This window comes from Sorangium sp. So ce834 (assembly GCF_051521425.1).
In the GTDB taxonomy this organism is placed as follows: domain Bacteria; phylum Myxococcota_A; class Polyangia; order Polyangiales; family Polyangiaceae; genus Sorangium; species Sorangium cellulosum_D.
Genome location: NZ_CP150351.1, coordinates 10,312,446 through 10,337,171 on the forward strand (window position 1 = coordinate 10,312,446; position 24,726 = coordinate 10,337,171).

The 24,726-nt window shown below is 71.4% G+C and carries 18 protein-coding genes; 12 read left to right on the plus strand and 6 right to left on the minus strand.

All coding sequences use genetic code 11. The features are described from left to right. Positions 1 to 267: 267 nt before the first annotated feature. The 4 genes from WMF20_RS37885 to WMF20_RS37900 all read left to right on the plus strand — a co-directional run bounded on the left by WMF20_RS37885 (position 268) and on the right by WMF20_RS37900 (position 5,252). Positions 268 to 1,542, plus strand: a complete 1,275-nt coding sequence (locus WMF20_RS37885) for a SpoIIE family protein phosphatase (protein ID WP_129578850.1) — start codon at positions 268 to 270, stop codon at positions 1,540 to 1,542. A 198-nt stretch (positions 1,543 to 1,740) separates the two neighbouring features. Then, entirely contained in the window at positions 1,741 to 4,104 is a 2,364-nt protein-coding gene (gene purL / locus WMF20_RS37890) for a phosphoribosylformylglycinamidine synthase subunit PurL (RefSeq protein ID WP_437606652.1), read from the plus strand. A 108-nt stretch (positions 4,105 to 4,212) separates the two neighbouring features. Then, on the plus strand, positions 4,213 to 4,623 hold the full coding sequence (locus WMF20_RS37895; RefSeq protein WP_437606653.1) for a response regulator: 411 nt from the start codon (positions 4,213 to 4,215) through the stop codon (positions 4,621 to 4,623). A gap of 110 nt (positions 4,624 to 4,733) precedes the next feature. Then, positions 4,734 to 5,252, plus strand: a complete 519-nt coding sequence (locus tag WMF20_RS37900; protein WP_129578853.1) for a nuclear transport factor 2 family protein — start codon at positions 4,734 to 4,736, stop codon at positions 5,250 to 5,252. A 76-nt stretch (positions 5,253 to 5,328) separates the two neighbouring features. Here WMF20_RS37900 and WMF20_RS37905 read toward each other — a convergent pair whose 3' ends face one another. The 4 genes from WMF20_RS37905 to WMF20_RS37920 form a co-directional block, all read right to left on the minus strand. Next, positions 5,329 to 7,587 carry an ATP-binding protein gene (locus WMF20_RS37905; protein WP_437606654.1) on the minus strand — a complete coding sequence of 753 codons (2,259 nt, stop codon included), beginning with the start codon at positions 7,585 to 7,587 and terminating at the stop codon, positions 5,329 to 5,331. 1,343 nt (positions 7,588 to 8,930) lie between these two features. Continuing rightward, on the minus strand, positions 8,931 to 10,052 hold the full coding sequence (locus WMF20_RS37910; RefSeq protein ID WP_129578855.1) for an aminopeptidase: 1,122 nt from the start codon (positions 10,050 to 10,052) through the stop codon (positions 8,931 to 8,933). An 86-nt stretch (positions 10,053 to 10,138) separates the two neighbouring features. Then, complete coding sequence (locus tag WMF20_RS37915) at positions 10,139 to 11,470, minus strand: class I SAM-dependent methyltransferase (RefSeq protein ID WP_437606655.1); 1,332 nt, start codon at positions 11,468 to 11,470, stop codon at positions 10,139 to 10,141. Positions 11,471 to 11,843: 373 nt separating this feature from the next. Then, complete coding sequence (locus WMF20_RS37920) at positions 11,844 to 12,158, minus strand: hypothetical protein (protein ID WP_437606656.1); 315 nt, start codon at positions 12,156 to 12,158, stop codon at positions 11,844 to 11,846. A gap of 810 nt (positions 12,159 to 12,968) precedes the next feature. Between WMF20_RS37920 and WMF20_RS37925 the strand changes: the two genes are divergently transcribed. From WMF20_RS37925 to WMF20_RS37955, 7 genes are all read left to right on the plus strand, one after another. Further along, positions 12,969 to 13,829 carry a response regulator gene (locus WMF20_RS37925; protein WP_437606657.1) on the plus strand — a complete coding sequence of 287 codons (861 nt, stop codon included), beginning with the start codon at positions 12,969 to 12,971 and terminating at the stop codon, positions 13,827 to 13,829. Positions 13,830 to 13,988: 159 nt separating this feature from the next. Then, positions 13,989 to 14,684, plus strand: coding sequence for a succinate dehydrogenase cytochrome b subunit (locus WMF20_RS37930; protein ID WP_061628392.1), 696 nt, complete (start codon positions 13,989 to 13,991; stop codon positions 14,682 to 14,684). A gap of 19 nt (positions 14,685 to 14,703) precedes the next feature. Continuing rightward, a complete protein-coding gene (locus tag WMF20_RS37935; protein WP_129578857.1) occupies positions 14,704 to 16,617 on the plus strand; it encodes a fumarate reductase/succinate dehydrogenase flavoprotein subunit in 1,914 nt (637 codons plus the stop codon). Then, positions 16,617 to 17,390 (plus strand): succinate dehydrogenase/fumarate reductase iron-sulfur subunit, encoded by a 774-nt coding sequence (locus WMF20_RS37940; RefSeq protein ID WP_437606658.1) that lies wholly within the window; start codon positions 16,617 to 16,619, stop codon positions 17,388 to 17,390. Before WMF20_RS37935 ends, WMF20_RS37940 begins: the two co-directional genes overlap by 1 nt. 1,194 nt (positions 17,391 to 18,584) lie before the next feature. Continuing rightward, positions 18,585 to 19,367 (plus strand): DUF5995 family protein, encoded by a 783-nt coding sequence (locus tag WMF20_RS37945; protein ID WP_437606659.1) that lies wholly within the window; start codon positions 18,585 to 18,587, stop codon positions 19,365 to 19,367. A 46-nt stretch (positions 19,368 to 19,413) separates the two neighbouring features. Continuing rightward, on the plus strand, positions 19,414 to 20,457 hold the full coding sequence (gene msrP / locus WMF20_RS37950; RefSeq protein ID WP_437606660.1) for a protein-methionine-sulfoxide reductase catalytic subunit MsrP: 1,044 nt from the start codon (positions 19,414 to 19,416) through the stop codon (positions 20,455 to 20,457). 2 nt (positions 20,458 to 20,459) lie between these two features. Continuing rightward, positions 20,460 to 21,110, plus strand: a complete 651-nt coding sequence (locus WMF20_RS37955; RefSeq protein ID WP_437606661.1) for a protein-methionine-sulfoxide reductase heme-binding subunit MsrQ — start codon at positions 20,460 to 20,462, stop codon at positions 21,108 to 21,110. 60 nt (positions 21,111 to 21,170) lie between these two features. On the opposite strand, the gene WMF20_RS37960 is transcribed toward WMF20_RS37955, so the two are convergent. Then, entirely contained in the window at positions 21,171 to 21,761 is a 591-nt protein-coding gene (locus WMF20_RS37960; RefSeq protein ID WP_437606662.1) for a DUF420 domain-containing protein, read from the minus strand. Between the two features lie 172 nt (positions 21,762 to 21,933). Next, the gene (gene gor / locus WMF20_RS37965; protein ID WP_129578862.1) at positions 21,934 to 23,352 is read right to left on the minus strand and encodes a glutathione-disulfide reductase; all 1,419 of its coding nucleotides are present in this window, start codon (positions 23,350 to 23,352) and stop codon (positions 21,934 to 21,936) included. Positions 23,353 to 23,506: 154 nt separating this feature from the next. Between gor and WMF20_RS37970 the strand changes: the two genes are divergently transcribed. Then, complete coding sequence (locus WMF20_RS37970; protein WP_437606663.1) at positions 23,507 to 24,535, plus strand: lysylphosphatidylglycerol synthase domain-containing protein; 1,029 nt, start codon at positions 23,507 to 23,509, stop codon at positions 24,533 to 24,535. Positions 24,536 to 24,726 lie beyond the last annotated feature (191 nt).

Sequence of the window (24,726 nt, forward strand, 5' to 3'; positions counted from 1 at the left end):
GACGCGGCGGCCCGCGGGCCGCCGCGCTGCATCCACGATCTCGCGTCGTCGCCGCGGCGCGCCGGGCCGCCGCCGCTCGAAAAAAAAAGCAGCGCCCAGGGCGAAGCGCGGCGGCCCGACGGCGAAACCCCGAGGGAAATCACGATGGAAGCGACGACGGAAGCGACGACGGAAGCGAGACGCGCTGGTCGACGGGCTCGCCACGAGCATCCCGGGCGAGACCATGTCTTGACCCCTATTTCCACGTAGCCCAAACTCTCGGGCCGCATGCGCGTGGGCACTCCCTCCCTGATCGATGCGTCGTCGCTCATCCTGATCCTGGACGTCTCGCGCAAGCTCGCGGCGCCGTGCGATCTCACCGAGCTGCTCGAGCTCATCATCAAGACGGGGCGGGAGGTGATAGGCGCCGACCGCGGGAGCGTCTTCCTCTACGACGCGGAGGCCAAAGAGCTTTACTCGCGTGTCGCCACGGGCGAGACGCAAATCCGCGTCAGCATCGACAAGGGCATCGCCGGCGAGTGCGCGCGCAAGCGCCAGACCATCGTCGTCGACGATTGTTATACCGACCCGCGGTTCAATCCGGAGATCGACCGCCGGACGGGATATCACACGAAATCCCTCATCACGGTGCCGCTCATCGGGCTCGACGACAAGCTCGTCGGCGTGCTGCAGATGCTGAATTCGGCGGTGGGCCACTTCGGCCCGGACGAGCGCGACGTCGCGGAGCTGCTCGCGGCGCAGGCGGCCGTCGCCGTGCAGCGCACGCTCCTGCTCGAGGAGCGGATGATCAAGATCAAGCTCGAGCACGACCTCACCATCGCGCGCGACATCCAGCAGAACATCCTGCTGCGCCGGCTCCCGCGCTGCCCTGGATACTCGCTGTCGGCGTTCAGCAAGCCGGCGGACGACACCGGCGGCGACATCTACGACGTCATCCGGCTCGACGAGCGCGCGGACATGTCGCCGCTCCTCCTCCTGCTCGCGGACGCGGCCGGCCACGGCATCGGCCCCGCGCTCAGCGTGACGCAGTTCCGCGCGATGCTGCGCATCGGCCTGCGCCTCTCGGCCGACATGGACGCGCTCATGCACCACATCAACCAGCAGCTCATCGAGGATCTGCCGAACGACCGCTTCATCACCGCGTTCCTCGGGATCCTCGACCCGGTCACGCACCAGCTCCGCTACCACGCCGCCGGGCAGGGCCCGCTCCTGCATTACCGGGCGGCCGAGGGCCAGGTCGTCTGGCGCGATCCCACGACGGTCCCCCTCGGCATGTTCAAGGATCTCGACCTCCCCCCGACGCCCCCCCTCGTGATGGCGCCGGGCGATCTCCTGATCCTGCTCACCGACGGTTTTTACGAGTACCAGGACGCCGCCGGGCAGGTGTTCGGCAAGGAGCGCGTCGGCGATCTCATCCACCGCCTGAACGCGCGCCCCACCTCGGACATCCTCGGCGCCCTCCTCGCCGAGGTGCGCCGCTTCGCCGGCTCCGCGAAGCAGATCGACGACCTCACCGCCCTCGTTGTCAAACGAGACGCCTAGCAAGCGCGACGCCGAGAGCGGGGCTCACCCGCACAGGAGCCGGGTCCAGATCGGCGTTTTCGGCGCGCAGGCGTGCTCCAGCACGCCGAGCACCGAAAACGTCGAGATGGGCCCGGATCCGCAGCGGGTGAGCCCCGCTCTGCTCGGTCGGCCCGCTCCCCTTCCCCTCCCCGCGTCCTTGCGCTAGCTAGGCCCGCGATGAGCGCCGTCGTTGCCGCCCCTCCGCCCGCCGCCCCCACCCCTTTCCCCGGCGACCCGCCGGTCGACCTCGCCCTCGCGCAGGCGCACAAGCTCTCGGCCAGCGAGTGGGAGCGCGCCCGCGAGCGCCTCGGGCGGCAGCCGACGTTCACCGAGCTCGGCGTCCTCAGCGTCATGTGGAGCGAGCACTGCTCGTACAAGAGCTCGCGCGTGCACCTCTCCCGCCTCCCCACCGCCGGCCCCCGCGTCATCCAGGGCCCCGGCGAGAACGCCGGCGTCGTCGACATCGGCGACGGCTTCGCGGCCGTCTTCAAGATGGAGTCGCACAACCACCCGTCGTACATCGAGCCCTACCAGGGCGCCGCCACCGGCGTCGGCGGCATCCTCCGCGACGTCTTCACGATGGGCGCGCGCCCCGTCGCCAACCTCGACTCGCTCCGCTTCGGCCGGCCCGACCACCCGCGCACCCCGCAGCTGCTCCGCGGCGTCGTCGCGGGCGTCGGCGGCTACGGCAACTGCATCGGCGTCCCCACCGTCGGCGGCGAGCTCTTCTTCGACCGCGCCTACGACGGCAACATCCTCGTCAACGCCTTCACCTGCGGCGTCGTCCGCACCGACCGCATCTTCTACGGCCGCGCGAGCGGCATCGGCAACAACGTGCTCTACGTCGGCGCCAAGACCGGGCGCGACGGCATCCACGGCGCCACCATGGCCTCGGACGAGTTCTCCGAGGGCGGCCCGAGCCAGCGGCCCACGGTCCAGGTCGGCGACCCGTTCATGGAGAAGCTCTTGCTCGAGGCGTGCCTCGAGATCTTCGCGGAGGACCTGCTCGTCGGCGTCCAGGACATGGGCGCCGCGGGGCTCACCTCGTCGTCGGTCGAGATGGCGGGCCGGAGCGGCAGCGGCCTCGATCTCAATCTCGACCTGGTCCCGCGGCGCGCCGCCCGGCTCACCCCGTACGAGATGCTCCTCAGCGAGTCGCAGGAGCGCATGCTCCTCGTCGCGAAGCCCGGGTGCGAGGCGCGCGTCATCGAGATCTGCACGAAATGGGAGCTCGACGCGGCGATCATCGGCAAGGTCACCGACACGGGCCGCTGGATCGTGCGCGCCACGCCCGGCTACGACCCGCTCGGCGGCGCGGCCGCCAGCACCCCGCGCGATCCGGTCGTCGTCTGCGACCTCCCGGTCGATTTCCTGACCGACGCGGCGCCGAAGTACGACCGCCCCCAGCGCGACGACGCCACGCTGCCGGCGCGCCGGGCCTTCGACCCGCGCACCCTCCCCGCGCCGACCTCGTGGTCCGAGCTCTTCCTCGCGATGGCGGGCTCGCCGAACCTCGGCTCCCGCGCGTGGGTGTGGCGGCAGTACGACCAGATCGTGCGGGGCGGCACCGAGGTCCGGGCCGGCAGCGACGCCGCGGTGGTGCGCGTCCCCTGCGAGAAGGACGGGAAGCGGTTCGAGAAGCTCCTCGCGTTCTCGAGCGACTGCAACGGGCGGCTCTGCGAGCTCGACCCGTTCCAGGGCGCGGCGATGGCCGTGGCCGAGGCGTGCCGCAACGTGGTGTGCGCGGGCGCGGAGCCGATCGGCCTGACCGACTGCCTCAACTTCGGCAACCCGGAGCGGCCGGAGATCATGCGGCAGTTCGCGCTCGCGATCGACGGCATGGCGGCGGCGTGCCGCGCGCTCTCGGTGCCGGTCGTGAGCGGCAACGTGTCGCTCTACAACGAGACCGACGGCCGCGCGATCCTGCCCACCCCGACGGTCGCGGTGGTGGGGCTCGTCGCGGACCCGGGCGACGTGCTGCGGGCGTCGTTCCCGGCCGCCGGCCTCACGGTGCTCCTGCTCGGCGACCCGCGCGGCGGCCCGCTCGGCGGCTCGGAGTACGTCGCGCGCCACACCGGCGAGGTGAAGGGGCCGAGCCCCGCCATCGATCTCGATCGCGAGGCGCGGCTCCAGGGGCTCTGCCTCGCCCTCGCGCGCTCGCGGCCGCGGCTCCTCCAGAGCGCGCACGACGTCTCCGACGGCGGGCTCGCGATCGCGCTCGGCGAGTGCTGCGCCGCCGCCGACGACCCGGCGGCGATGGTGGGCGCCCGCGTGCGGCTGCCCGAGGGCGAGGCGCGCGAGGAGCTCTCCGAGGCGCTGTTCGGCGAGGCGCCGAGCCGCGTCGTCGTCAGCGTCCGGCCCGAGGACGCCGCCGAGGTCGCCCGCAGGGCCAGGGAGGCCGGCGTGCCCTGCACCGAGCTCGGCACCACCGGCGGGGATCGGCTCACGATCGCGTCGGGCGGCGGCGCGGTGATCGACGTCGAGCTCAGCGCGCTGCGCGACGCGCGCGACCGGTGCCTCGAGCCGATCGTCGGGAGCTAGCGACGAGGCCTATCGGGGGCTGCCCCTGCGGTATTCGGGGTGGTTCCCCACGCGCTGCGCGCAACGTCCAACTTGCGTCTCACGGCTGGACAAAGGAGATTGGTCCCCATGGCGCTCCGGAAGGCCGTGATCCTCCTCGTCGAGGACAGCGAGATCGATCGCACCATCTACGGGCGCTACCTGCGGGACTGGGCGGACATCGACGTCACGCTGATCGAGGCGCCGACGGCGAAGGCCGCCCTCGAGGCGTGCCGGACGAGCCCGCCCGATTGCATCATCCTCGATTACCGCCTCCCCGACATGGATGGCCTGGAGCTGCTCGAGAAGCTCAAGCGCATCACCGAGGCCCCGGTGATCTTCATCACGGGCCAGCCGGCGCCGATGATGCTGACGCGGGCCCAGTCGCTCGGCATCTCGGGTTATCTCTGGAAAGAGGTGCTCGGCTCCGCGAGGCTCCGCGAGGCCGTCCTGGCCGTCCTCCGGGTGGGCGCCCTCGCCGTGTTCGCCGCGACCGCCTGAGCGGGCGCGCTCGCCGCGGAGGCGCGGATCCCGGCGGCGACGGCGCGCGCTGCCGCGCGCCATCCGGGGTCGGGTGGGCTCGCGCGGCGCCTGTCGCCTATACTTCCCGCATGAAACGCTGGCTCCCGCTCGGGCTCATCGCCCTCGGCGCCGTCCTCGCCGCGGTGGCGCTCTTGCTCTCCCCCTCCGACGAGGACCGGATCCGCGACCGGCTCGCCCAGCTCGCGGACGCGGTGCGCATCGACGACGGCGAGCGCAACCCGCTGGTGCGCCACGGCCGCGTCCGCAAGGAGTTCGCCGAGATCTTCACGAAGGAGGCGAGCGCCCGCGTCGTCGAGATCAGCGACCGGCTCAGCGGCCGCGACGAGCTCGCCGCGGCCGCGACCCAGGCCGCGGTCGTCTACCAGACCGCGGACGTGAGCTTCGGCGACACGGAGATCCAGGTCGATCCGGCCGGCATGACCGCCGAGGTGACCGCCACCGCGACCGTCACGGGCGCCCGGCACGGCCACCCCGCCCGGCGCGACGAGCTGCCCGTCGCGCTCCGGCTGGAGAAGGTCGACGGCGACTGGAAGATCGTCTCTGCCACCGTCCACCCCCGGCGCGCGCCCGGCGACGACGACCTCTGATCGCGGCGCCCTGGCCCCGGCCCGGGGAACGGCGGCCTCCGGCGTGGCGCGCGCGGGCCGGCGGCCGCGCCCGGGATCACCGGTCGGCGGGGGGCGCCTCGGCGAGCGTGAAGTAGAACGTCGTGCCCCCGGTCGGGGGCGAATCCACCCAGATCTTCCCCTTGTGCCGCTCGACGATGCGCTGGGTGATGGCGAGCCCCGAGCCGGTCCCCTCCCCGTACTGCGCCGCGGTCGAGAGCCGCTCGAACATCGTGAACAGGCGGTGCCGCTCGTCCGCGGGGATGCCCACGCCGTTGTCCCTGACGTGGAAGACGGTCGGCTCCGACCGCTCGTCGAAGCCCACCTCCACCCAGGGGTTCGGGCTCGCGTTGTACTTGATGCCGTTCGAGATGAGGTTGGCCAGCACCTCGGCGATCCGGATCCGGTCGCAGACCACCCGGGGGAGCCGGCGCGGCGCGCGGATCTCGGCGCCGCGCTGCAGGAGCGAGCCGGACAGCCGCCGCTCGACGTCGGCCAGCACCTCGCTCAGGTCGACCTCCCCGAAGGAGAAATCCACGTTGCCGACGCGGGAGTACTCGTAAAGCGAGTTGATGAGCTCCATCGTGCTCCCGGCGAGGTCGCCGATGCGCCGCAAATAGCCCTGCGACTCGGCCGAGAGGGCCGCCCCGTCGTCCTCCATCACGAAGGTCGAGAACGACCGGATCCCGCGGATCGGCTCCTTGAGATCGTGGGCCACGATGTACCCGAACTGCTCGAGCTCGGCGTTGCTCCGCTCGGCCGCGGCGCGCGCGGTCCGCTCCCGCACGACCTGCCGCGTGAGGTCGAGCTCGATGAGCGCGCGCCGGAGCTGCTCGGCCGCCTCGATCTCGGCGGGCTTCCAGGCGACGGCCGTCTGCTCCACGACCTGCCTCCACAGCGCGAAGGAGCGCCGGGGGCCGAGCACCGCGCCCTCGGCCGTGCTCTCCACCGGCTTCTCGGGGTTGCCGCCCCAGCTCACCGTCTGGATCACCTCGGGCCGGAGCCAGACGACGTACCAGGGCTCCGGCTCGGGGATGGAGATGCAGAGGACGCCGCTCGCCACGTCCTTGATGCGGGCGAACTCGGGATCGACCCGCGACAGGGACTCGGCGTGGAACACCGGCCGATCGGCGACCGTGCGCCGGAGCCACGCGTACAGGCGCCGGAGCTCGTCCGGCGCGGGCGCGGCGCCGAGCGCGGTCGCCTCCTCTCCGTGGAGCAGGGCGAGGCCCGGCGCGTCCGCGAGCCTCATGAGCGCTCCGGCGCTCTCCGCGAGCCCGACCATGAGATCTTCCCGCTGCGAGACCGCCGCGACGATCTCGTCCGACAGGGCCTTGAGCGCCTGCTCGTGCCCCCTGTCCTCGAGCTTCTCCTTGGCCGCGAGCTGGATCGACAGGAACCGCCCGCAGAGCTCGCAGCCCTGCCGGATCTCGAACGACAGCGGCCTCGCCGCGCGGTGGTGGCAGGCGATGAGCCCCCAGAGGACCCCCTCGCGGATGAGCGAGACGCTCATCGAGGCGCCGACCCCCATGTTCTTGAGGTACTGGATGTGCATCGGCGAGACGCTCCTCAGCACGGAGAAGCTGAGATCGATGGGCGCCTCCGGCGAAGGCACGATGTCCGAAGGCCGGTAGTCGACGTCCGGGATGATGCGGAGCCAGTTGCGGAGATAGAGCTCCCGCGCCTGCGGCGGGATGTCGGAGGCCGGATAGCGCAGCCCGAGATAAGGCTCGATGTCCGCCGCCCTGGCCTCGGCGATGACCTCGCCGTTCCAGTCGCGGTCGAACCTGTAGATCATCACCCGGTCGTAGCCGGTCAGCCGCTTGATCTCCTCGGCCGTCGCCTCGCACGCTTCGAAGAGCCCCTCGGCCGACTGGATCCGCTCGATCGCCGCGCGGATCGCGCGGTACACGCTCGAGAACGACACGTCGCCCGGCGCCTCCAGCGGCTCGAGCTCCACGATCAGCCGCTCGCCCGCCCGGTGCGCGATGGCGTCGAGCCACGCCGCCGCGCCCTCGTTCCTGGGGGTCACCTTCAGCGGGTTCAGCGCGCCGGGCTCCGGAGACCGGAGGATGGACTCGAGATCTCCGCCCGCCAGAGGCGCGATGAGGTCGAGGAGCGGGCGCCCGAGGACGCCCTCGGGACCGCTCCCGAGCACGGCGCCGACATTGAGGCTCACGTGGCGGACGACGAGATCGCCGGGCGAGAGGGCGAGCAGCGCTCCGTGCGGCTGAATCCGCCCGGGGATGTGGATGGGCTCCGCCGCGCAATTCGTGAGATCGACGCCCTGCCCCCGCCCACCGTGCCCCTGCATCATGTCCCGCCCTCCACGTCGCCACTTCCCCACGCCCCTCGACGAGACCTCGCGAGGGCGAGGAGGGCACGCGGATCGTTATGAGGGCTCGTCGTTAGTGGATTTCCACGGCCGGGTCGAGGGATTCGGCCGCCGTACGGGCGCTCCCGTACGGCCGCGCCCGACAGCGCGGACGACGGCGCACGTGCGCATCAAAAAAAGAAAGGCCGGTCGGGAGAGCCCGCCGGCCTGAGGTCCGCAGCCGCGGCCCCACCGGAGCCGCTCAGGAGCGCCGGTGGAGGGGGGATCCACCGGAGGAACCTGAAAGGCCCGCGGTCACGAGAGAGAAGTCATGAAAGCCAGGAAAGCGATACGAAGCGCGTCCAAGCAAGAAAGCACGAGCAAAGAGGAAGCAAAGTCGAAGCGAGACAGTAAGACAATCAAAGAAGCGAGTCAAAGCGAAAGAAGAAGGAGAAGCAAAGGATCAAGCGCAGACCAGAGACCGTAGGGGCAAGCTCAAGCGAAGCAGGGGCAAGGGGAAGCGAAGCGACGAAGCGGAGTCGAACTCGAGAGCTGCGAGAGAGTAAGAGAAGCTCGGACCAAGATCGACAAGCTGATCACGATAAGCCATCTCATCTGGCGACGCGCGTCGCGCGCGCCTCGATCATCCCTCCTTAATCGCCCCGCAAGGCGGCTATCGTCACGAGAATCGAAGCTCTCCGCCGGCGTCCGGCGACAAGTCAATCAAGGAGCCGACAGCAGGTCCATGGCATCCGGGTGGCGGCGGGGTCACGATCGCTCGGCAGAGATGCCGCCGATCACCTCGCTCGGCGCCCCCCAACGACTGGGGCTTGCACTGCGAACGATGTGCCAGGGGGGCCGCTCCCGCCGAGGCCCCATGAAACCGAGCAGCGAACGGGAGCGACATCTGGCGGATACATTCAGCAACCGGCGGGCCAACCTCGATCCCCCCGCACAGACGGGCCCCCACGGCCAAAAAACCCGCAGAAGCCCGTCGCCAGCCGCGGGGCGCACCGCCTGGAGGTGCGATGCCCGTCATACATTTCCGCAGGGACTGGTCCGATCCAGGGATGGGTTCAGATCCAGAACGGAATTCTTACCTGGACAATGATTTGTCCACTCACCTGGGGCCGACCGCATTGCATTGCGCCGTGAGAGCGCACGATTGCAAGGACACAGCACGCTCCGAGCGACGCACCGCAGCGGATTTTGACGCTACACGTTGCCCTCGGCGCGCAGCACGGTACGCGGCGCGCAGCACCGCACGCGCGCGCAGCGCACTGCGGCACGCGGCGCGCAGCACCGCACGCGCGCAATGCCGCACACGGCCCTACGCGCGCGCGGAGCTACCTGCACCCGGCCCGGATCAGCGGCTCGATCACCTGGCCGATGTTCTCCTGGGGCGCGGAGAACTTGTGGCGCTCGAGCTTCCGCAGCGCGCCCAGGAACCTCGGCCAGCTGCCGCCGCAGGTCGCGAGCAGCGCCCGGAGCTCCGAGTCCCCCGAGTTGTAGACGCGGAACTGGACGAGCGACGCGTTGTTGAGCTGCCTGCGCGCCCCGATGGCCGCCTTGAGCCGGGCGAGCACCGCCGCCTTCGCGGCCCGCTTCTCGGCGTCGGGCGCCGCGGACGCGTACAGCCGGTCGAGCTGGACGTAGGCCTCGTGCAGCGCGTCCGCCCGCGCCTCGCTGCGCTCCTGCTCCCGCATGTAGGCCGTCTTCTCCGCGGAGAACGGGCCCACCCGCTCGTCCAGGTAGCGCTTGGCGAGCTCGTCCCCGACGAAGCTCGCGAGGCTCTCGTTCAGCCTCGTCTGGCCCTTCACGTACAGCGTCGCGTGCAGCGACTCGTGCAGCACCACGTTGGCGAGCTCGCCGAGCGCCTCGTCCCCGCTGGAGATCATCGTGGACAGGACCGGATCCTCCAGCCAGCCGAGCGTCGAGTACGCGCCCGCCGGGCGCACGTCGACGTCCCAGCCGGCCGCCTTGAGCGGCGCCGCGAACGCCTTGGCGGCCTTCAGGTCGAACCACCCCACGTACGGAACGGTGCCGACGATGGGGAAGCTCCACGTCTTGGAGCGGAACCGGAGCGGCTCGCACGCGCTGACCACCCAGACCGCGGCCGGGCGATCGAGCTCGACGTATGTCCGGTAATTGTCGGTCGCGGTGAGCCCGTGGCGCTCTCCGAAGCGCTTGATGTGCGGGACCTCGCGCAGGAGCGCGCGCGTCCGCCATGGCCTGCGGGCGTCGCCGACGGCGTCCTCGAGCGACTCGGTCTTCCACGCCATCGAGAGCTGACCGAGGCCCGCCTGCGCGATGTAGCGGATCTGGGTACACGAGGAGAGCAGGGCGCAGAGGGCGGCCGCGAAGAGCGCGCTTCCGGCCTTGCCCGCGCGCGCCGGGCGGCGGGGGCGCGACGCAGACCACGAGGGCGCGGCGCCGCGATGGGCGCTGGCCGGCAGCCGTTCGCTCATGCTCTAGCTGATAGCTGGCCGCGCGGGGTTCACAAGGTCTTCCGCGCGGAGGGCGCGCGTGCCGGCCGGACGGCGCGCCTCCGGGATCAGGACGGCGCGGCGGTGCCCCAGGCGCTGAACTGCACGGCCGGGACGATCGGCGCGCGGTCCCGCAGCGACGGCTCCTCCGCGGCGTACAGGGGCTCGCGTGCGAGCGGGTAGTCGCGCGGAGCCCCGTTCGACAGCACCATCTGCACGGCGCCGAGGTGCCCGCTGCGAAACGCGGCGGCGGCGCAGGCCAGGTAGAACTCCCACGTCCTCAGGAACGCGCCGTCGAAGCCGGTGACCCGCTCGATCCTCTCCCGGTTGTCCAGGAAGTTGCGGCGCCAGCAGCGCGCCGTGAGCGCGGAGTGGCGGCGCAGGTTCTCCGCGTCGAGCACGTCGAGGCCGCGCGCGGCGGCGCGCGCCGCCATCCCCTGGATCGACGGCGGCCAGTACCCCGGGAAGATGTGCTTTTGCACGAAGGGGTCAGTCCGGGGCGACTCCAGCTCGCGGGTGACGCTCTCGAGCAGGCAGACGCCGCCCTCGGCGAGCAGCGCCTTCACCTTGTCGTAGAACACCTCGATCCGGCGCGCGCCGGCGTGGCACATCGAGCCCAGCGAGACGAGCCGATCCCACCGCGGCTCGCCCTCGAGCTCGTCGCAGCCCATCACGCGGACCTCGACCGGGAGCCGCCGCGCCGCGGCCTGCTCGCGGATGTACCTCGCCTGGTTCTCGCAGAGCGTGATCCCGAGGCACTGCACGCCGTAGGTCTCCGCCGCGTGGAACATGAGGTGGCCCCACCCGCAGCCGAGATCGAGGAGCCGCTGCCCGCGCCGGAGCGCGAGCTTCCGCGCGACGAGGGAGATCTTGTGCGCCTGCGCGTCGTCGAGCGCCTCGCCCGGAGACCGGAAGTAGCCGCACGAGGTCTGGAGGCGCCTGTCGAGGTAAAGAGGATAGAAGTCGTTGCCGAGCCCGTAGTGGCGCTCGACGGCGAGCCGCTCGCGCTTCGCCGCGCCGGAGAGCAGCCCGAGCCGGAGCGCGTCGAGCACGCCGGAGAGGCCGCGCTCGAACGACGGCAGCGCGGGCGCGAGGCGCGGCAAGCGCGCCTCGACGGACCGCACGGACCGCACGGACCGCGCGAGCTGGAACAGGCCGGCGAGCGAGTCCTCGAGATCGCCGTCGAACGTCACCTCGCGCCGGACGTAGGCCTCGCCGAGCCCCAGCGTGCCCCGGAGCGCCGCCTCGCAGAGCGCCCGGCGCGTCCGGAACGTCACCGCGAACGCCGGCGCGCCCGCGCCGAAGCGCAGCCGCTCGCCGCCCCACAAGCGCAGCTCGAACGGGGTCCCGTCATAGCGCTCCAGCAGGCGCGAGGTCGCCTCCTTCACCCAACGGGACAACAGCGGAACTTCGCCCTTCCTGACGATGAACATCGGACCCCCTCCGCGACCCCCCGGCCGCCCGACGAGCTGAACCGAGCTGCGCTTTCCCGTCAAGCGACATGTCATTTCATCGACACCGTGGCAGCGAGTCCCGTAACGCCCACAACGGTCGGAGGACGACGCGGACATGCGCTGTCGTCGGGGACAGGAGGAACGTGGTCGACAGGGCTCCAGGGGCATCGGAGAAGTGTTCGGGGAAGTCCCGACAACAGAACTGTGTCTGGGAGGTTTCATGTTCCAGACGAAGGGAGGAAATCGAGAGGATGCGTCGAGTTTCTCCCCACCTTCTTCCAGCCTTCCCGTCGCGAGCGGCCGCCGCGGTCCGTTCCCCCTAGCCGACCGTCGGCCGTGCGGGCTCGCGGGACGGCTGGGGACGGCCGGAGGGCAGGAGGTCGACGTCGCGTTCGCCGGGGGCGCGTCGGTCGTCCAGGTCGGCGAGATGCGCTCGGATCGGATCGCGCGGGGCGCGCGAGGCGAAGGCGGAGCGCGCGACGTGGGCGCGCCGCGCCCGTGCGCCGCGGCGGTCGCGCGGCTCGAGGCGACGCTGCGCGCGCAGGCGATGCACGGCGCGCTCGAGAAGATCGCCAACGTGCTGGGACGCATCGCGCGCTGGTCGCGACGGGTGCAGGGAGGCGCGCAGGTCCACCGCGGAGATGCACGATGCAAGGCCGACTCGCCACGCGCGCGGAGGCGAAGGCGACGCGAGCATGCGCGGCCGCGGGGACGAGGACAGAGGACGAGCACGAGGACGGAGAACGAGCACGCGCACGCGGACGGGGACGGAGAACGAGCACGAGCACGCGCACGCGCACGCGGACGGAGAACGAGCACGAGCACGAGCACGCGCACGACGACTGCGCGCATGCGCGCGGCGCTCACGCGCTCGCGCGCCCTCGATGCGCCGCGCGCGTTCACGCGCGGGATCGACGCCCGCCGCGACGACACCACGAGCCGCGCCGCGCTCGAGCGCCTCCTCGTGGAGCGCGCCGCCAGCGAACCCGCTGCCCGGCGCGAGCTCGCCCGCGCCGCGCTCCGCGTGACGGACGTCGCCGGCGGCGACGCGCAGCGCACCGCCCCCATCCTGTCCGCCGTGCGGCGCGCGACCACCGCCGCTCCTCGCGAGACGGGCCCGAAGACGCGCGCCCCGCGCGCTCTCTCCCTGCGACGCGCGCTCACACGGTCCACAGGAGTCGGCATACCGGAGCACATCCGCGCCGGGCGCGCGGCGCCTCGCCTGCTCAAGGTGGACCGCGTCAACGCCGCTTCGACTTCCGTTTCGCTGGAAACCCGGTTCTATTGGACTGTAGGCGAACTTTGGACAGCGGGTAGAGACCGGAGGGGGCTCCGCCGGGTGGGGCGACATCGGCCACGACCGGCGTGGTCGTCGCGCGATCACGACGGCGCCGGACGGCGAGGCGGCGCGGCGCAGCCCTTGTAACCAGAGGAGGAGGCATCAGTGAGCCAGGCCCGACCCCATGTGCTCGTGGTAGACGCCGAGAAGAGGGTCCTCGACAGGCTTGCGGTCGAGCTCAGCGACGGCGGCTTCGACGTCACCTGCGCCGAGAGCGGGCTCGCCGCGATCGAGCTCGTCAAGGCGCGCCGGTTCGACGTCGCGATCGCCGACGTGAGGGCGCCCGGCATGGAAGGCGCCGGGACCATCGCCGCGCTCAAGGCGATCAGCCCGGACCTCGAGATCATCGTCGGCGCCCCGTGCTCGAGCGCGCAGGCCGCCGTGGAGTGCATCCAGAGCGGCGCGTACGACATCCTCGAGAAGCCGTACGACATCGAGGACATGAAGCGGCTGCTCGAGGCGGCCATGCTGCGCACCCACCTCGACGCCGTGGCGGCCGTCCACCAGGCGAGCGCCGCCCTGGTCGCGTCCCTCTCGCGGGACGACTTCCCGGAGCGCGCCGTGGATCTCGCGGCGAAGGTGGTCTATACAACCGGCGCCGCGCTCTCCCTGGCGCTCGACCACGGGGCCGCGCTCTACCAGGCGGCCTCCGGCGCCGAGGTGTCCGCCGCGTTCATCGCGCGGCTCGCCGGCCAGATCGAGGGCGCGCTCGCCCCCGTCCGCCTGTCGGCGGACGACGCGCCCGACCTGCTCTGCACCGCGGAGGGCGATCGCTTCGGCGCCGCCATCGTGGCGCCGCTCCGCCTGGGGGAGCGCTCGTTCGGCGGCCTCGTCGTCCTCCGCGACGAGCGCCTGCCGGCGTTCACCAGCCAGGAAGAGCAGGCCATCGGCATCTTCGCGATCGAGCTCGCACTGGCGTTTTACGGTCGCAAGGTACGGCGCGCGCACGACCCGCGCGCCGCCTGACGCCCGCCCCCCGCGCCCCGCCCGCCTCCGCCGCGAACGCCGCGGGCAGCGCGCCTCCTTCGGGCCGAGATCTGCGGCCGACGTCCGCAAAATCTTCCGCGATCGAGCGCGAGATTCCCTCTGGCGAACGCGTTCGCACGCCACTAAAGGAGGGGAGCGATGAGCCCCACTGCTGCCCCATCGACTCTCCCCACCAGGGCCCAGCGCATCGCGCTCTTCTACCGGGATCTCGTCGGCAAGAAGTTCGCGATGGCGCTGAGCGGCGTCGTCTTCTTCGGCTTCGTGATCGGTCACATGGCCGGCAACCTGCAGGTCTTCCTCGGCCGGCAGAAGTTCAACGACTATGCCGCCTTCCTCCACGGGACCCCCTCCCTGCTCTGGGGGACGCGGCTGCTCCTCCTCGCCGCCCTCGTCGTCCACGTCTACACGGGCGTATCGCTCGCGCTGCACAGCCGCGCTGCCCGGCCGGTCCGCTACCAGGTCAAGGGGCAGAGGCACCCGAACCTCGCCGCCCGCACGATGCTGCTGAGCGGCGGCGTCCTCGCCGCGTTCATCGTCTATCACCTGCTCCACCTGACGACGGGCACCGTGCACCCCGACTTCGTGCCGCTCGACGCCTACGACAACGTCGTGAAGGGCTTCAGCTCGGCGCCCGTGGCGATTGCCTACATGGTGGCGATGGGGCTGCTCGCGCTGCACCTCTACCACGGCGCGTGGAGCATGTTCCAGTCGATGGGCCTCAGCCACCCGCGCTACACACCGGCGCTCAGGAAGTTCGCCGCCGCCGCGTCGATCCTGCTCGCCGTCGGCTTCTCCTCCATCCCGCTGGCCGTCCTGTTCGGCATCGTCCGCTGAGCCCGGAGCCCCCGTCATCATGCAGCTCAATGCGAAGATCCCCGAAGGTCCCATCGAAAAGAAGTGGGACCAGCACCGCTTCAACCTGAAGCTCGTCAACCCGGCGAACAAGCGGAAGTACACGATCCTCGTCGTCGGCACCGGCCTCGCCGGCGGCGCGGCGAGCGCGACGCTGGCCGAGCTCGGCTACAACGTGAAGAGCTTCTGCTTCCAGGACTCTCCGCGCCGCGCCCACAGCATCGCCGCGCAGGGCGGCATCAACGCCGCGAAGAACTACCAGAACGACGGCGACAGCATCTACCGCCTCTTCTACGACACCGTGAAGGGCGGCGACTACCGCGCGCGCGAGGCCAACGTGTACCGGCTCGCGCAGATCAGCGTGAACATCATCGACCAGTGCGCCGCGCAGGGCGTGCCGTTCGCGCGCGAGTACGGCGGCGTGCTCGCGAACCGCTCCTTCGGCGGCGCGCAGGTGTCGCGCACGTTCTACGCGCGCGGGCAGACGGGGCAGCAGCTCCTCCTCGGCGCCTACCAGGCGCTCGAGCGGCAGATCGGCCTCGGCAAGGTCAAGATGTACCCGCGCACCGAGATGCTCGACCTCATCGTGGTCGACGGCAAGGCGCGCGGCCTCGTCACGCGCAACCTGATCACGGGCGCGCTCGAGACGCACCTCGGCGACGCGGTCGTCCTCGCCTCCGGCGGCTACGGCAACGTCTTCTTCCTCTCGACCAACGCGAAGGGGTCGAACACCACCGCCATCTGGCGGGCGCACAAGCGCGGCGCGCTCTTCGGCAACCCGTGCTTCACCCAGATCCACCCGACGTGCATCCCGGTCTCGGGCGACTACCAGTCGAAGCTCACGCTCATGAGCGAGTCGCTCCGGAACGACGGCCGCATCTGGGTGCCGACGAACCCGGGCGACACCCGCCCGCCGGAGCTCATCCCGGAGGGCGAGCGCGACTACTACCTCGAGCGCCGCTACCCGAGCTTCGGCAACCTCGTGCCGCGCGACGTCGCGTCGCGCGCGGCGAAGGCGGTGTGCGACGAGGGCCGCGGCGTGGGGCCGACGCGGCTCGGCGTGTACCTCGACTTCTCGGACGCCATCCGGCGCCTCGGCAAGGCCGCCATCGCCGAGCGCTACGGCAACCTCTTCGACATGTACGAGCGCATCACCGGCGACGACCCGTACAGCGTCCCGATGCGCATCTACCCGGCCATCCACTACACGATGGGCGGGCTCTGGGTCGACTACAACCTGATGAGCACGATCCCCGGCATGTTCGTGCTCGGCGAGGCGAACTTCTCCGACCACGGCGCGAACCGCCTCGGGGCGAGCGCGCTGATGCAGGGCCTCGCCGACGGCTACTTCATCATCCCCTACACCATCGGCGATTACCTCGCGTCGACGAAGCTCGAGCGGGTCGACGACCTCCACCCCGCGGTGCGGGACGCCGAGCGCGACGCGAGCGAGCGGCTGAACAGGCTGCTCGCCACGAACGGCTCGCGCACGGCCGACTCGTTCCACCGCGAGCTCGGCAAGATCATGTGGGAGCAGTGCGGGATGGCGCGCAACGCGGCCGGGCTCAAGGGCGCGCTCGCGCGGATCCCGGAGCTGCGGGAGCAGTTCCACCGCGACGTCCGCGTCTCGGGCACGGGCACCGGCCTCAACCAGGAGCTCGAGAAGGCGGCGCGCGTCGCCGACTTCTTCGAGCTGGCGGAGCTCATGTGCCGCGACGCCCTCCACCGGGAAGAGTCGTGCGGCGGGCACTTCCGCGAGGAGCACCAGACCCCGGAGGGCGAGGCGAAGCGCGACGACCAGAACTTCACCTATGTCGCCGCCTGGGGCTGGCGAGGCGAAGGTCAGGCACAGGAGCTCTACAAGGAGCCGCTCCAGTTCAACGAGGTTCACCCAACGCAGCGGAGTTACAAATAATGCGCCTCACCCTCCATGTCTGGCGGCAGAAGGGCAAGTACGAAGCGGGCCGGTTCGTCACGTACGAGGTGCCCGACGTCAGCGAGCACATGTCCTTCCTCGAGATGCTCGATGTGCTCAATCAGCGGCTCATCCTCAAGGGTGAGGAGCCGATCGCCTTCGATCACGACTGTCGCGAGGGCATCTGCGGCATGTGCGGCTTCATGATCAACGGCCAGGCGCACGGCCCCCTCCGTGGGACGACCGTGTGTCAGCTGCACATGCGTCACTACAAGGACGGCGACGTGCTGTGGCTCGAGCCGTGGCGGGCCCAGGCGTTCCCGGTGGTGAGCGACCTCGCGGTGGACCGCAGCGCGTTCGACCGCATCATCGCGGCGGGCGGCTACGTCTCGGTGCCGACCGGCAGCGCGCCGGACGCGAACGCCGTCCCGGTGCCGAAGCCGATCGCCGAGCGCTCCATGGACGCGGCCGCGTGCATCGGCTGCGGCGCCTGCGTCGCGTCGTGCCCGAACGCGTCGGCCTCGCTCTTCACCGGGGCGAAGCTCACGCACCTCAACATCCTGCCGCAGGGCCAGCCGGAGCGCGATCAGCGGAGCCTCAACATGGTGGGCCAGATGCGCGCCGAGGGCTTCGGCCACTGCACGAACATCGGCGAGTGCGAGGCGGTCTGCCCGAAGGAGATCCCCCTCGACGTGATCGCGCAGATGAACCGCGACTACCTGCGCGCGACGCTGAGCTACCGCGACGTGCAGGCCAAGGGCGGCACCGGCTGAGCGCCGCGCCGGCTCGCCGGCCTCGCCCGGCGACGCCGGCGGCGCTTCCTCCTCATCCGGCTCTTCCCCCCTCTCCGGCAGCGGAGCCCCTCCTCTTTCTCCTCGACAGCGAGGCCCCGCCCCGCGCGCGAGGTGGACGGCGGCGCTCCGTCGCGGCCGTCCACCTCGCGCGCGGGGCCGCGCGTCGGCGCCGCCGCCGCTCGCGCCGACCGGCCGTCCAGCGCCGGGCGAGCCCTGCGTCCGGCGATCGCGGCGCGCCTTCCCGGCCATCGCCGCCGTACGGCCGGCCCCCGCGCCCTGCAGGCGCAGGCTGCAGGACCTCGGCGCGAGGATCACCCCGCAGGGCCCAGCGGCGATGACAGGCGAACCCTGCCGCTCGCGCAGACGCGCAGTGGAGGCCACGCCGCGATGCGAGCGTCCTCATCCGCCACATCCGCGCGATTTTCAACATCGACGCAAGAAACCGACCTCCCCTGTGGAAAACGAGCCAGGAGTTTCCTGAGCTCTGGCTCAGGGACTTCCTAAACGCTCTTCACATTCCCAGCCCCGACCGTACAGCCGACATGGGATAAGCACTCGGCATGTTTCGAGAACATCTCGTCGAGACTTGCAGCTACGTGAGACGATGGGTTTCCGAATTCGACGAACCCTCGCTCCAGTGGCAGCGCAACCCGGAAGATGCCGTGGCGCTCTCCCGCGCGAGAAAGAAACGTGTCAGGGTCAACGGCCGCTTGTTCGAGCTCGCTAGTTAGAATAACCTCGAGACTGTCCCGAACGGGATCAGCAGTCATAAGACAATTGTGGTCACCCCACACCATGTCGTAGACTAGGTTCACCTTAGAGCGCCGCGGCGAGGGGGGGCATCCCGCTGCGAGCGCGTCTGGATCGCATCGAGTCATCGCTCTTCTGCGGGGGGCCGGTTCAAGGGGAGGGCCGGCAGTAGGAGAAGCAAGGGCAACATCCGCGGCGACCTTTCTCCCGGCGGGTCTCCAGATCCGCTTTCGACATGGGAACGAAGCGCACCGGGGCGCAGACCAGGAAGGCCGGGTCCGGGCGGACCGACGGCCGGCGCCGCTGCTTCACCGTTCGTGCTGCGCTCAGGCGATGCGGCCGGCGCCAGCGAGGCGGTCGGATGCGGAAGTTCGAACATCGGATCAGGTCTCTTTGACGAGCGAAGAAGTAGGAGGGGACTTCATGAGCAGCTGCATCGACGGCCTTAATCTGCACCCGAAGAGCGTCCACGATGCTGCCGTTGTTCTCGACACCGTGACGGATCGCCTGATCGCCGCGGGAGATCGGCGGGCGGCGTTCACCGACGTCTACGGTATCGTCACGCGCGCAGTCGCGGCGCAGGTGGAGCGGCCCGATGGTATGTTCCTCGAGCCTTCGTGGATCTCGCGCCTCGCCGGCAGGTTCTGCGAGCGGTACCTCGAGACGTTCCGGTGGTGCGAGGGGGGCGCGGCGCAGGACTGCGGCGCCTGGCACATCGCGTACGCGAGCACGTCGTCCCGGTTCGCGCCCCCCGTGCAGAACGCCCTGCTCGGGTTCAGCGCCCACATCAACTACGACCTGGTGTTCGGGATCCACGCGACGATCGTCGAGTTCGGCCACGGCCGCGACCCGCGGATGCTCGCGCGGCTCAAGCACGATCACGATGAGGTCAATATCCTGCTCCGCCGCTCGGTCATCGAGGCGCTCGAGCGCCTCGCCGTCCGGCATGGCTGCCCCCTGAGCGCGATCTTCCGCGACACCGCCCCGGATCTCGCGGTCTGGGTGTCGATGGAGATGCTCTCGCGGTGGCGCGAGCGCGTCTGGAGCGACGTGCTGGCCCTGCTCAAGGCGCGCACCGCGAGCGAGCGGGCGGCGATCGCCCGCGGGGTGGAGCAGCGCTCCGCGCGCATCGGGCAGATGCTCGCGCTGCCGTCGCTCCACCACGCGCCCCACGCCGCGCTCCGCCTCCTGTCAAGGGCCGCGTGAGCGCGTCCGACCGTAACCGGAGCCCGGGCCGATCGTAGAATGGGGCATGAGCAAGCTGCCCAAGGAGCCGCCCGCCAGCGAGATCACCCCTCCAGCGCTCTACCTGAGGCGGCGCGAGCTCCTGAAGAACGCCGCGCTCTTCGCGGGCACGGCGTCGGCCATCGGCGGCGGCCTCGTCTGGCTCACCGGCGGCGAGGCCGGCGTCGCGGACGCCGGCGCTCCCGGCGCCCCCGGCGGCGAGGCCGCGCCGCTCGGCAGCGCGCCCCCGCCGCCGGACGCCGCCGCGCCGCGCATCGCGGCGGGCGCGGCGGACGCGAAGAACGCGTTCGTCACCGACGAAGCTCGGACCGACTACGAGGCCATCGTCACCTACAACAATTTCTACGAGCTCGGCCTGAGCAAGTCGGAGCCGTCCAAGAACGCCGGCCGGCTCCGGCTGCGCCCCTGGGCCGTCGCGTGCGAGGGGGAGATCGCGAAGCCCGCGGTCATCGACCTCGACACCCTGCTCTCGTGGTTTCCCCTGGAGGAGCACGTCTATCGCATGCGGTGCGTCGAGGCGTGGTCGATGGTGATCCCCTGGCTCGGGTTCCCTCTGGCCGCGCTGCTCCGGCGCCTCGAGCCGACCTCCCGCGCCCGGTACGTCCAGTTCACCACGCTGCTCGATCCGGAGCAGCTGCCCGGCCAGCGGAGCGACGTCCTCGACTGGCCTTACGTCGAGGGGCTCCGGATCGACGAGGCGATGCACCCGCTCACGATGCTGGCCGTGGGCCTCTACGGCAAATCGCTGCTCGGCCAGAACGGAGCGCCGATCCGCCTGGTGGTCCCGTGGAAATACGGGTTCAAGGGGTGCAAATCGATCGTCAGCATCAAGCTCACGGAGCGGCAGCCGAAGACGACGTGGAGCCAGGCCGCGCCGGACGAGTACGGCTTCTATGCCAACGTGAACCCCGCGGTGGCTCACCCGCGCTGGAGCCAGGCGACCGAGCGGAGGATCGGTGAGCTGCGCCGCCGTCCCACGCTGCCGTTCAACGGCTACGCGGAGGAGGTGGCCAGCCTCTACAGCGGCATGGACCTGCGGGAGAGCTTCTGACCATGGGCGCGCCCGCGAGGACGATGTCGCGGCCGGGCGCCGCGGCGCCCGCCGGCCGGAAGCTGCCCTGGCTCGTGCCGGCGGTCGTCACCGGCGGGCTGATCCCGCTGGCCGTGCTCGGCCTGCGCGCCCGCGCCGGCGCGCTCGGCCCGAACGCCGTCGCCGAGGCGCTGAACCAGCTCGGGCTCCTCGCGCTCGTGCTGCTCGTCGCCTCCCTCGCGGCGACGCCGCTCAAGATCGTCTCGGGCTACACGTTTCCGCTGCGCATCCGCAAGGCGCTCGGGCTGCTCGCCTTCTTCTACGCGTGCGCGCACTTCCTGACGTATGCGCTCGTCGATCAAGGGCTCGACGTCGGCGCGATCGTCGAGGACATCACCGAGCGCCCGTTCATCCTCGCCGGCTTCGTCGCGCTCCTCCTGCTCGTCCCGCTCGCGGCGACGTCGACCGCGCGCATGCTGAAGCGCCTCGGCGCCGCGCGCTGGAAGCGGCTGCACCGCCTCGCGTACGTCGCCGCCGTCCTCGGGGTCGCGCACTTCTTCCTCCGCGTGAAGAAGGACGCGACCGAGCCGATGATCTACGCCACGCTGCTCGCCCTGCTGTTCGCGGCGCGCATCGTCAGCGCCGCCCTGCGCAGGCGCGCGGCGTCGCGCTGAGCCCTGCGCCGCGTCGCCGCCGAGGAACTCCGAGGCCGGGCCGGCGCGGCGGCAGCGCGCTCACGGCACCGCCGGCGTGCTGCCGCGCAGCATGAAGTAGATGAGCACGCCGGTCACCGACACGTAGAGCCAGAGGGGCAGCGTCACCCGCGCGACCCGGGCGTGCTTCGCGAAGCTCGCCTTGTAGGCGAAGTAGAACGACGTCAGCGCGAGCGGCACGATGCCCGCCGACAGCACGATGTGCGAGATGAGGACGACGAAGTAGACGGCGCGGAGCGGGCCCGTGCCCTGGTACTTCGTGTCCCCGTGGACGAAGTGGTAGGCGAGGTAGCCGACGAGGAACAGCGACGACGCGACGAACGCCGAGACCATCAGGTACTTGTGCGCGACGATCGCGCGGCGCTTGATCGCGATCCAGCCCGCGACGAGCAGCGTGGCGGCCGTCGCGTTGAGCGCGGCGTTCAGCGGCGGCATGAAGCGGAGATCCGCGCCGCCCGCGCCGCGCCGGATGATGAGGATGTACGCGAGGAACGCCAGCGCGGCGGCGGAGAGCACGGCGTTGAAGACGTAGAACGAGCGGTCGCTCGTGCGGGCGAGCAGGCCGACCGGCTTCAAGGGGGTCGAGGCGGGTGTCGACATCGCGCGGTTCATACCAGAGGAGCGCGCAGAGCGCGAACGCGAGCAGGCGAGCCGGAGCGACCGTACGCCGGCGATCGAAGGCCGGCGAAAACGGACGGACGTGGCCTGCAGCCGGCCGCAGCCGTCGCCAGCGCACGGGCGGGCGCGCGCGCTGGGGCGGGCCGGCGCGCGCGCGCCCGCGAGCTCACGCCGAGCTCGGCGCGATCCCCATCGGGGGGCTGCGATCCATCTTCCGCAGCGGCTCGCGCATGGTCACGAACTCCTCGGCCGCGGTCGGGTGGATGCCGACCGTCGCGTCGAACTGCGCCTTCGTCGCGCCGCACTTCAGCGCGACCGCGAACCCCTGGATGATCTCGCCGGCGTCGGGCCCGACCATGTGGACGCCGAGCACCCGGTCGGTCGCGCGGTCGACGACCAGCTTCATCATCGTCTTCTCCTCGCGCCCGGAGAGGGTGTGCTTGAGCGCGCGGAAGGTCGAGAGGTACACGGCGACGTCGTGGTGCTCGCGCGCCTGCGACTCCGACAGGCCGACGGTGCCGACGTTCGGCTGGCTGAACACCGCGGTCGGGATGCCGGCGTAGTCCACGCGCGCGTCCTCGCCGCGGAACAGCCGCTTCGCCAGCGCCATCGCCTCGGTGATCGCGACCGGCGTGAGCTGCACGCGCGCGATCACGTCGCCGATCGCGTAGATGGACGGGACCGACGACTGGAACGCGTCGTCCACCACGACCGCGCCGTCCTCGTCGAGCGCCACCCCGACCTCCTCGAGGCCGAGCCCCTTCGTCTTCGGCAGGCGCCCCGTCGCGTACAGCACGCAGTCGGCCGCGAGCTCGGTGCCGTCGGCGAGCGCCGCGCACAGCCCGTCGCCGCGCCGCTCGATGTTCTCGACGCTCGCGCCGAGGCGGAGATCCAGGCCCTTCTTCTGGATCTCGGCGGCGAGGAACGCCCGGATGTCGTCGTCGAAGCCGCGCAGGAGGTGCATGCCGCGGTGGATCAGCGACACCTTCGCCCCGAGCCCGTGGAAGATCCCGGCGAGCTCGACCGCGATGTAGCCGCCGCCGACGATGACCGCCCGGCGCGGCAGGCCCTTGAAGTGGAACGCGTCGTCCGAGGTGACCGCGAGCTCGCGCCCGGGCAGGTCCGGAACCCACGGGTAGCTGCCGGTCGCGACGAGGATCCGCTCGGCGGTGATCCTGGCGCCGTCGATCTCGACGGCGTGCGGGTCCACGACCTTGGCCTGGCCCCAGCGGATGTCGGCGCCCGAGTTCTTCAGCAGCCGCTCGTAGACGCCGTTCAGGCGCTCGATCTCCTTGTCCTTGTTCCGGAGGAACGTCGCCCAGTCGAACGACGGGCCGGCCTGCCCGTCCCCGCCGTGGCCGGGCACCGACCAGCCGTAGCCGGCGGCGTCCTCGAAGTCCTCGGCGTAGTGCGAGGCGTAGACGAGGAGCTTCTTCGGGATGCATCCCAGGTTGACGCACGTTCCGCCGAGGTGGCGCGACTCGGCGATGGCGACCCTGGCGCCGTAGGAAGCGGACATGCGGGCGGCGCGCACGCCGCCGGAGCCGGCGCCGATGACGAACAGATCGTAATCGTACTTGGACATGGTGGACGACTATGCCCCATGCGAGGCGCGGTCGCCGCGCAGCGTGCGCCCTCCGGAGGCGGGGGCGGCGCGCGCCCGCCGAGGCCGAAGGCGGCGCGGTCCCGGGCGCCGCTCCTCTCGGCCCCGCGGCGGGGATTCTGCTAGGGTCCCGCCGTTGCGCTCCTCGACCCACACCGGAACCTTCGCCGACGCCGCGCCGCCGCCCGAGCGGCGCGCCCCGCGCCGCTGGGATCGCGCGCGCCGCGCCCTGCCCTTCGCGCTCGCGATCGCGCTCGTCGCGTTCGTCCTCGGCCGCCTCGACCTCGACGCCTTCCGCGCCGCCCTCGCGCGCGTCGACGCCCCGCTCTTCGGCGGGTTCGCCGCCCTCTTCATCCTCGCGCTCCTCGGCGCCGACACGTTCGCGACCGTCCTCGTCTACCGCCGGCTGATCGCCCCCGTCGCCTTCCGCGACTTCTTCGTGCTCCGCGGCGCCTCCTATCTTCCCTCGCTGCTCAACCACCACGTGGGCCAGGCGTTCATCACGGTCTTCCTCGCGCGCGCGCACGGCGTGCCGCTCGCGCGCGTCGCCGGCGCGACGCTCGTGGTCTACGCGTCGTGGCTCGGCTGCCTGCTCCTCCTCGGCGCGGTCGCCGTGCCCGCGAACGGCGGGCCGCTCGCCGGGTCCGCCCTGCTCCTCGCCGCGGGCGTGCTCTACCTCGCCGTCCTCGCGCTGCGCCCCGCCCGGCTCGCCCGCACAAAGCTCCTCGCCCCGCTCTTCGAGGCCGGCGTGCGCGGCCACCTCGTCGCCCTCGCCGCGCGCGTGCCGCACCTCCTCGTCCTGTTCGCCGGCACCTGGCTCCCCTTCTGGTTCTTCGGCGTGCGCATCCCCCTCGGGGCCGCATTGACGTACATCCCCATCCTGATGGTGGCGGTGACGCTCCCCCTCACCCCGCAGGGCTTCGGCACGCGCGACGTGCTCGCCGCCGCGCTCCTCGAGGGCTTCGCGGCCGGCGTCACGCGCGAGGAGCGCCTCGCCGCCATCGCCGCCACCACGACCACATGGGCGGTGGCGCTCACCCTCGTCGAGGCCGCGCTCGGCCTGGTCCTGCTCCGGGGCGTTTTGCCCCATATGGAGGCGAAGGACCCCACCGCCGCCGCGCCCGAGGGCGCCGCCCCCACGAGCGCACAACGAGAGCCGGCCTGAAGCGGCGCCGCGCGGCCCCGCGTCGCGGTGTTGTCACGGTATTTGCTTGTGCCCGCGGGTGATGCGCTGCCTGTAATTGGTTTGTAATAGGGTGCGGAACAGCGCCGGGACCGCGCCATAAAGCGGCTAGAGAACGATCGACGCGGTAGGCTCCGAGGTATAGTCTCGGGCTCGCTGACGTTCCTTCCGTC

Coding starts and splice junctions, on each gene's coding strand:
- WMF20_RS37885 (WP_129578850.1), top strand. CDS start 268: ATGCGCGTGGGCACTCCCTCCCTGATCGATGCGTCGTCGCTCATCCTG.
- WMF20_RS37895 (WP_437606653.1), top strand. CDS start 4,213: ATGGCGCTCCGGAAGGCCGTGATCCTCCTCGTCGAGGACAGCGAGATC.
- gor (WP_129578862.1), bottom strand. CDS start 23,352: ATGTCCAAGTACGATTACGATCTGTTCGTCATCGGCGCCGGCTCCGGC.
- WMF20_RS37930 (WP_061628392.1), top strand. CDS start 13,989: ATGAGCCCCACTGCTGCCCCATCGACTCTCCCCACCAGGGCCCAGCGC.
- WMF20_RS37940 (WP_437606658.1), top strand. CDS start 16,617: ATGCGCCTCACCCTCCATGTCTGGCGGCAGAAGGGCAAGTACGAAGCG.
- WMF20_RS37945 (WP_437606659.1), top strand. CDS start 18,585: ATGAGCAGCTGCATCGACGGCCTTAATCTGCACCCGAAGAGCGTCCAC.
- WMF20_RS37905 (WP_437606654.1), bottom strand. CDS start 7,587: ATGATGCAGGGGCACGGTGGGCGGGGGCAGGGCGTCGATCTCACGAAT.
- WMF20_RS37900 (WP_129578853.1), top strand. CDS start 4,734: ATGAAACGCTGGCTCCCGCTCGGGCTCATCGCCCTCGGCGCCGTCCTC.
- purL (WP_437606652.1), top strand. CDS start 1,741: ATGAGCGCCGTCGTTGCCGCCCCTCCGCCCGCCGCCCCCACCCCTTTC.
- WMF20_RS37910 (WP_129578855.1), bottom strand. CDS start 10,052: ATGAGCGAACGGCTGCCGGCCAGCGCCCATCGCGGCGCCGCGCCCTCG.
- WMF20_RS37960 (WP_437606662.1), bottom strand. CDS start 21,761: ATGAACCGCGCGATGTCGACACCCGCCTCGACCCCCTTGAAGCCGGTC.
- WMF20_RS37935 (WP_129578857.1), top strand. CDS start 14,704: ATGCAGCTCAATGCGAAGATCCCCGAAGGTCCCATCGAAAAGAAGTGG.
- WMF20_RS37955 (WP_437606661.1), top strand. CDS start 20,460: ATGGGCGCGCCCGCGAGGACGATGTCGCGGCCGGGCGCCGCGGCGCCC.
- msrP (WP_437606660.1), top strand. CDS start 19,414: ATGAGCAAGCTGCCCAAGGAGCCGCCCGCCAGCGAGATCACCCCTCCA.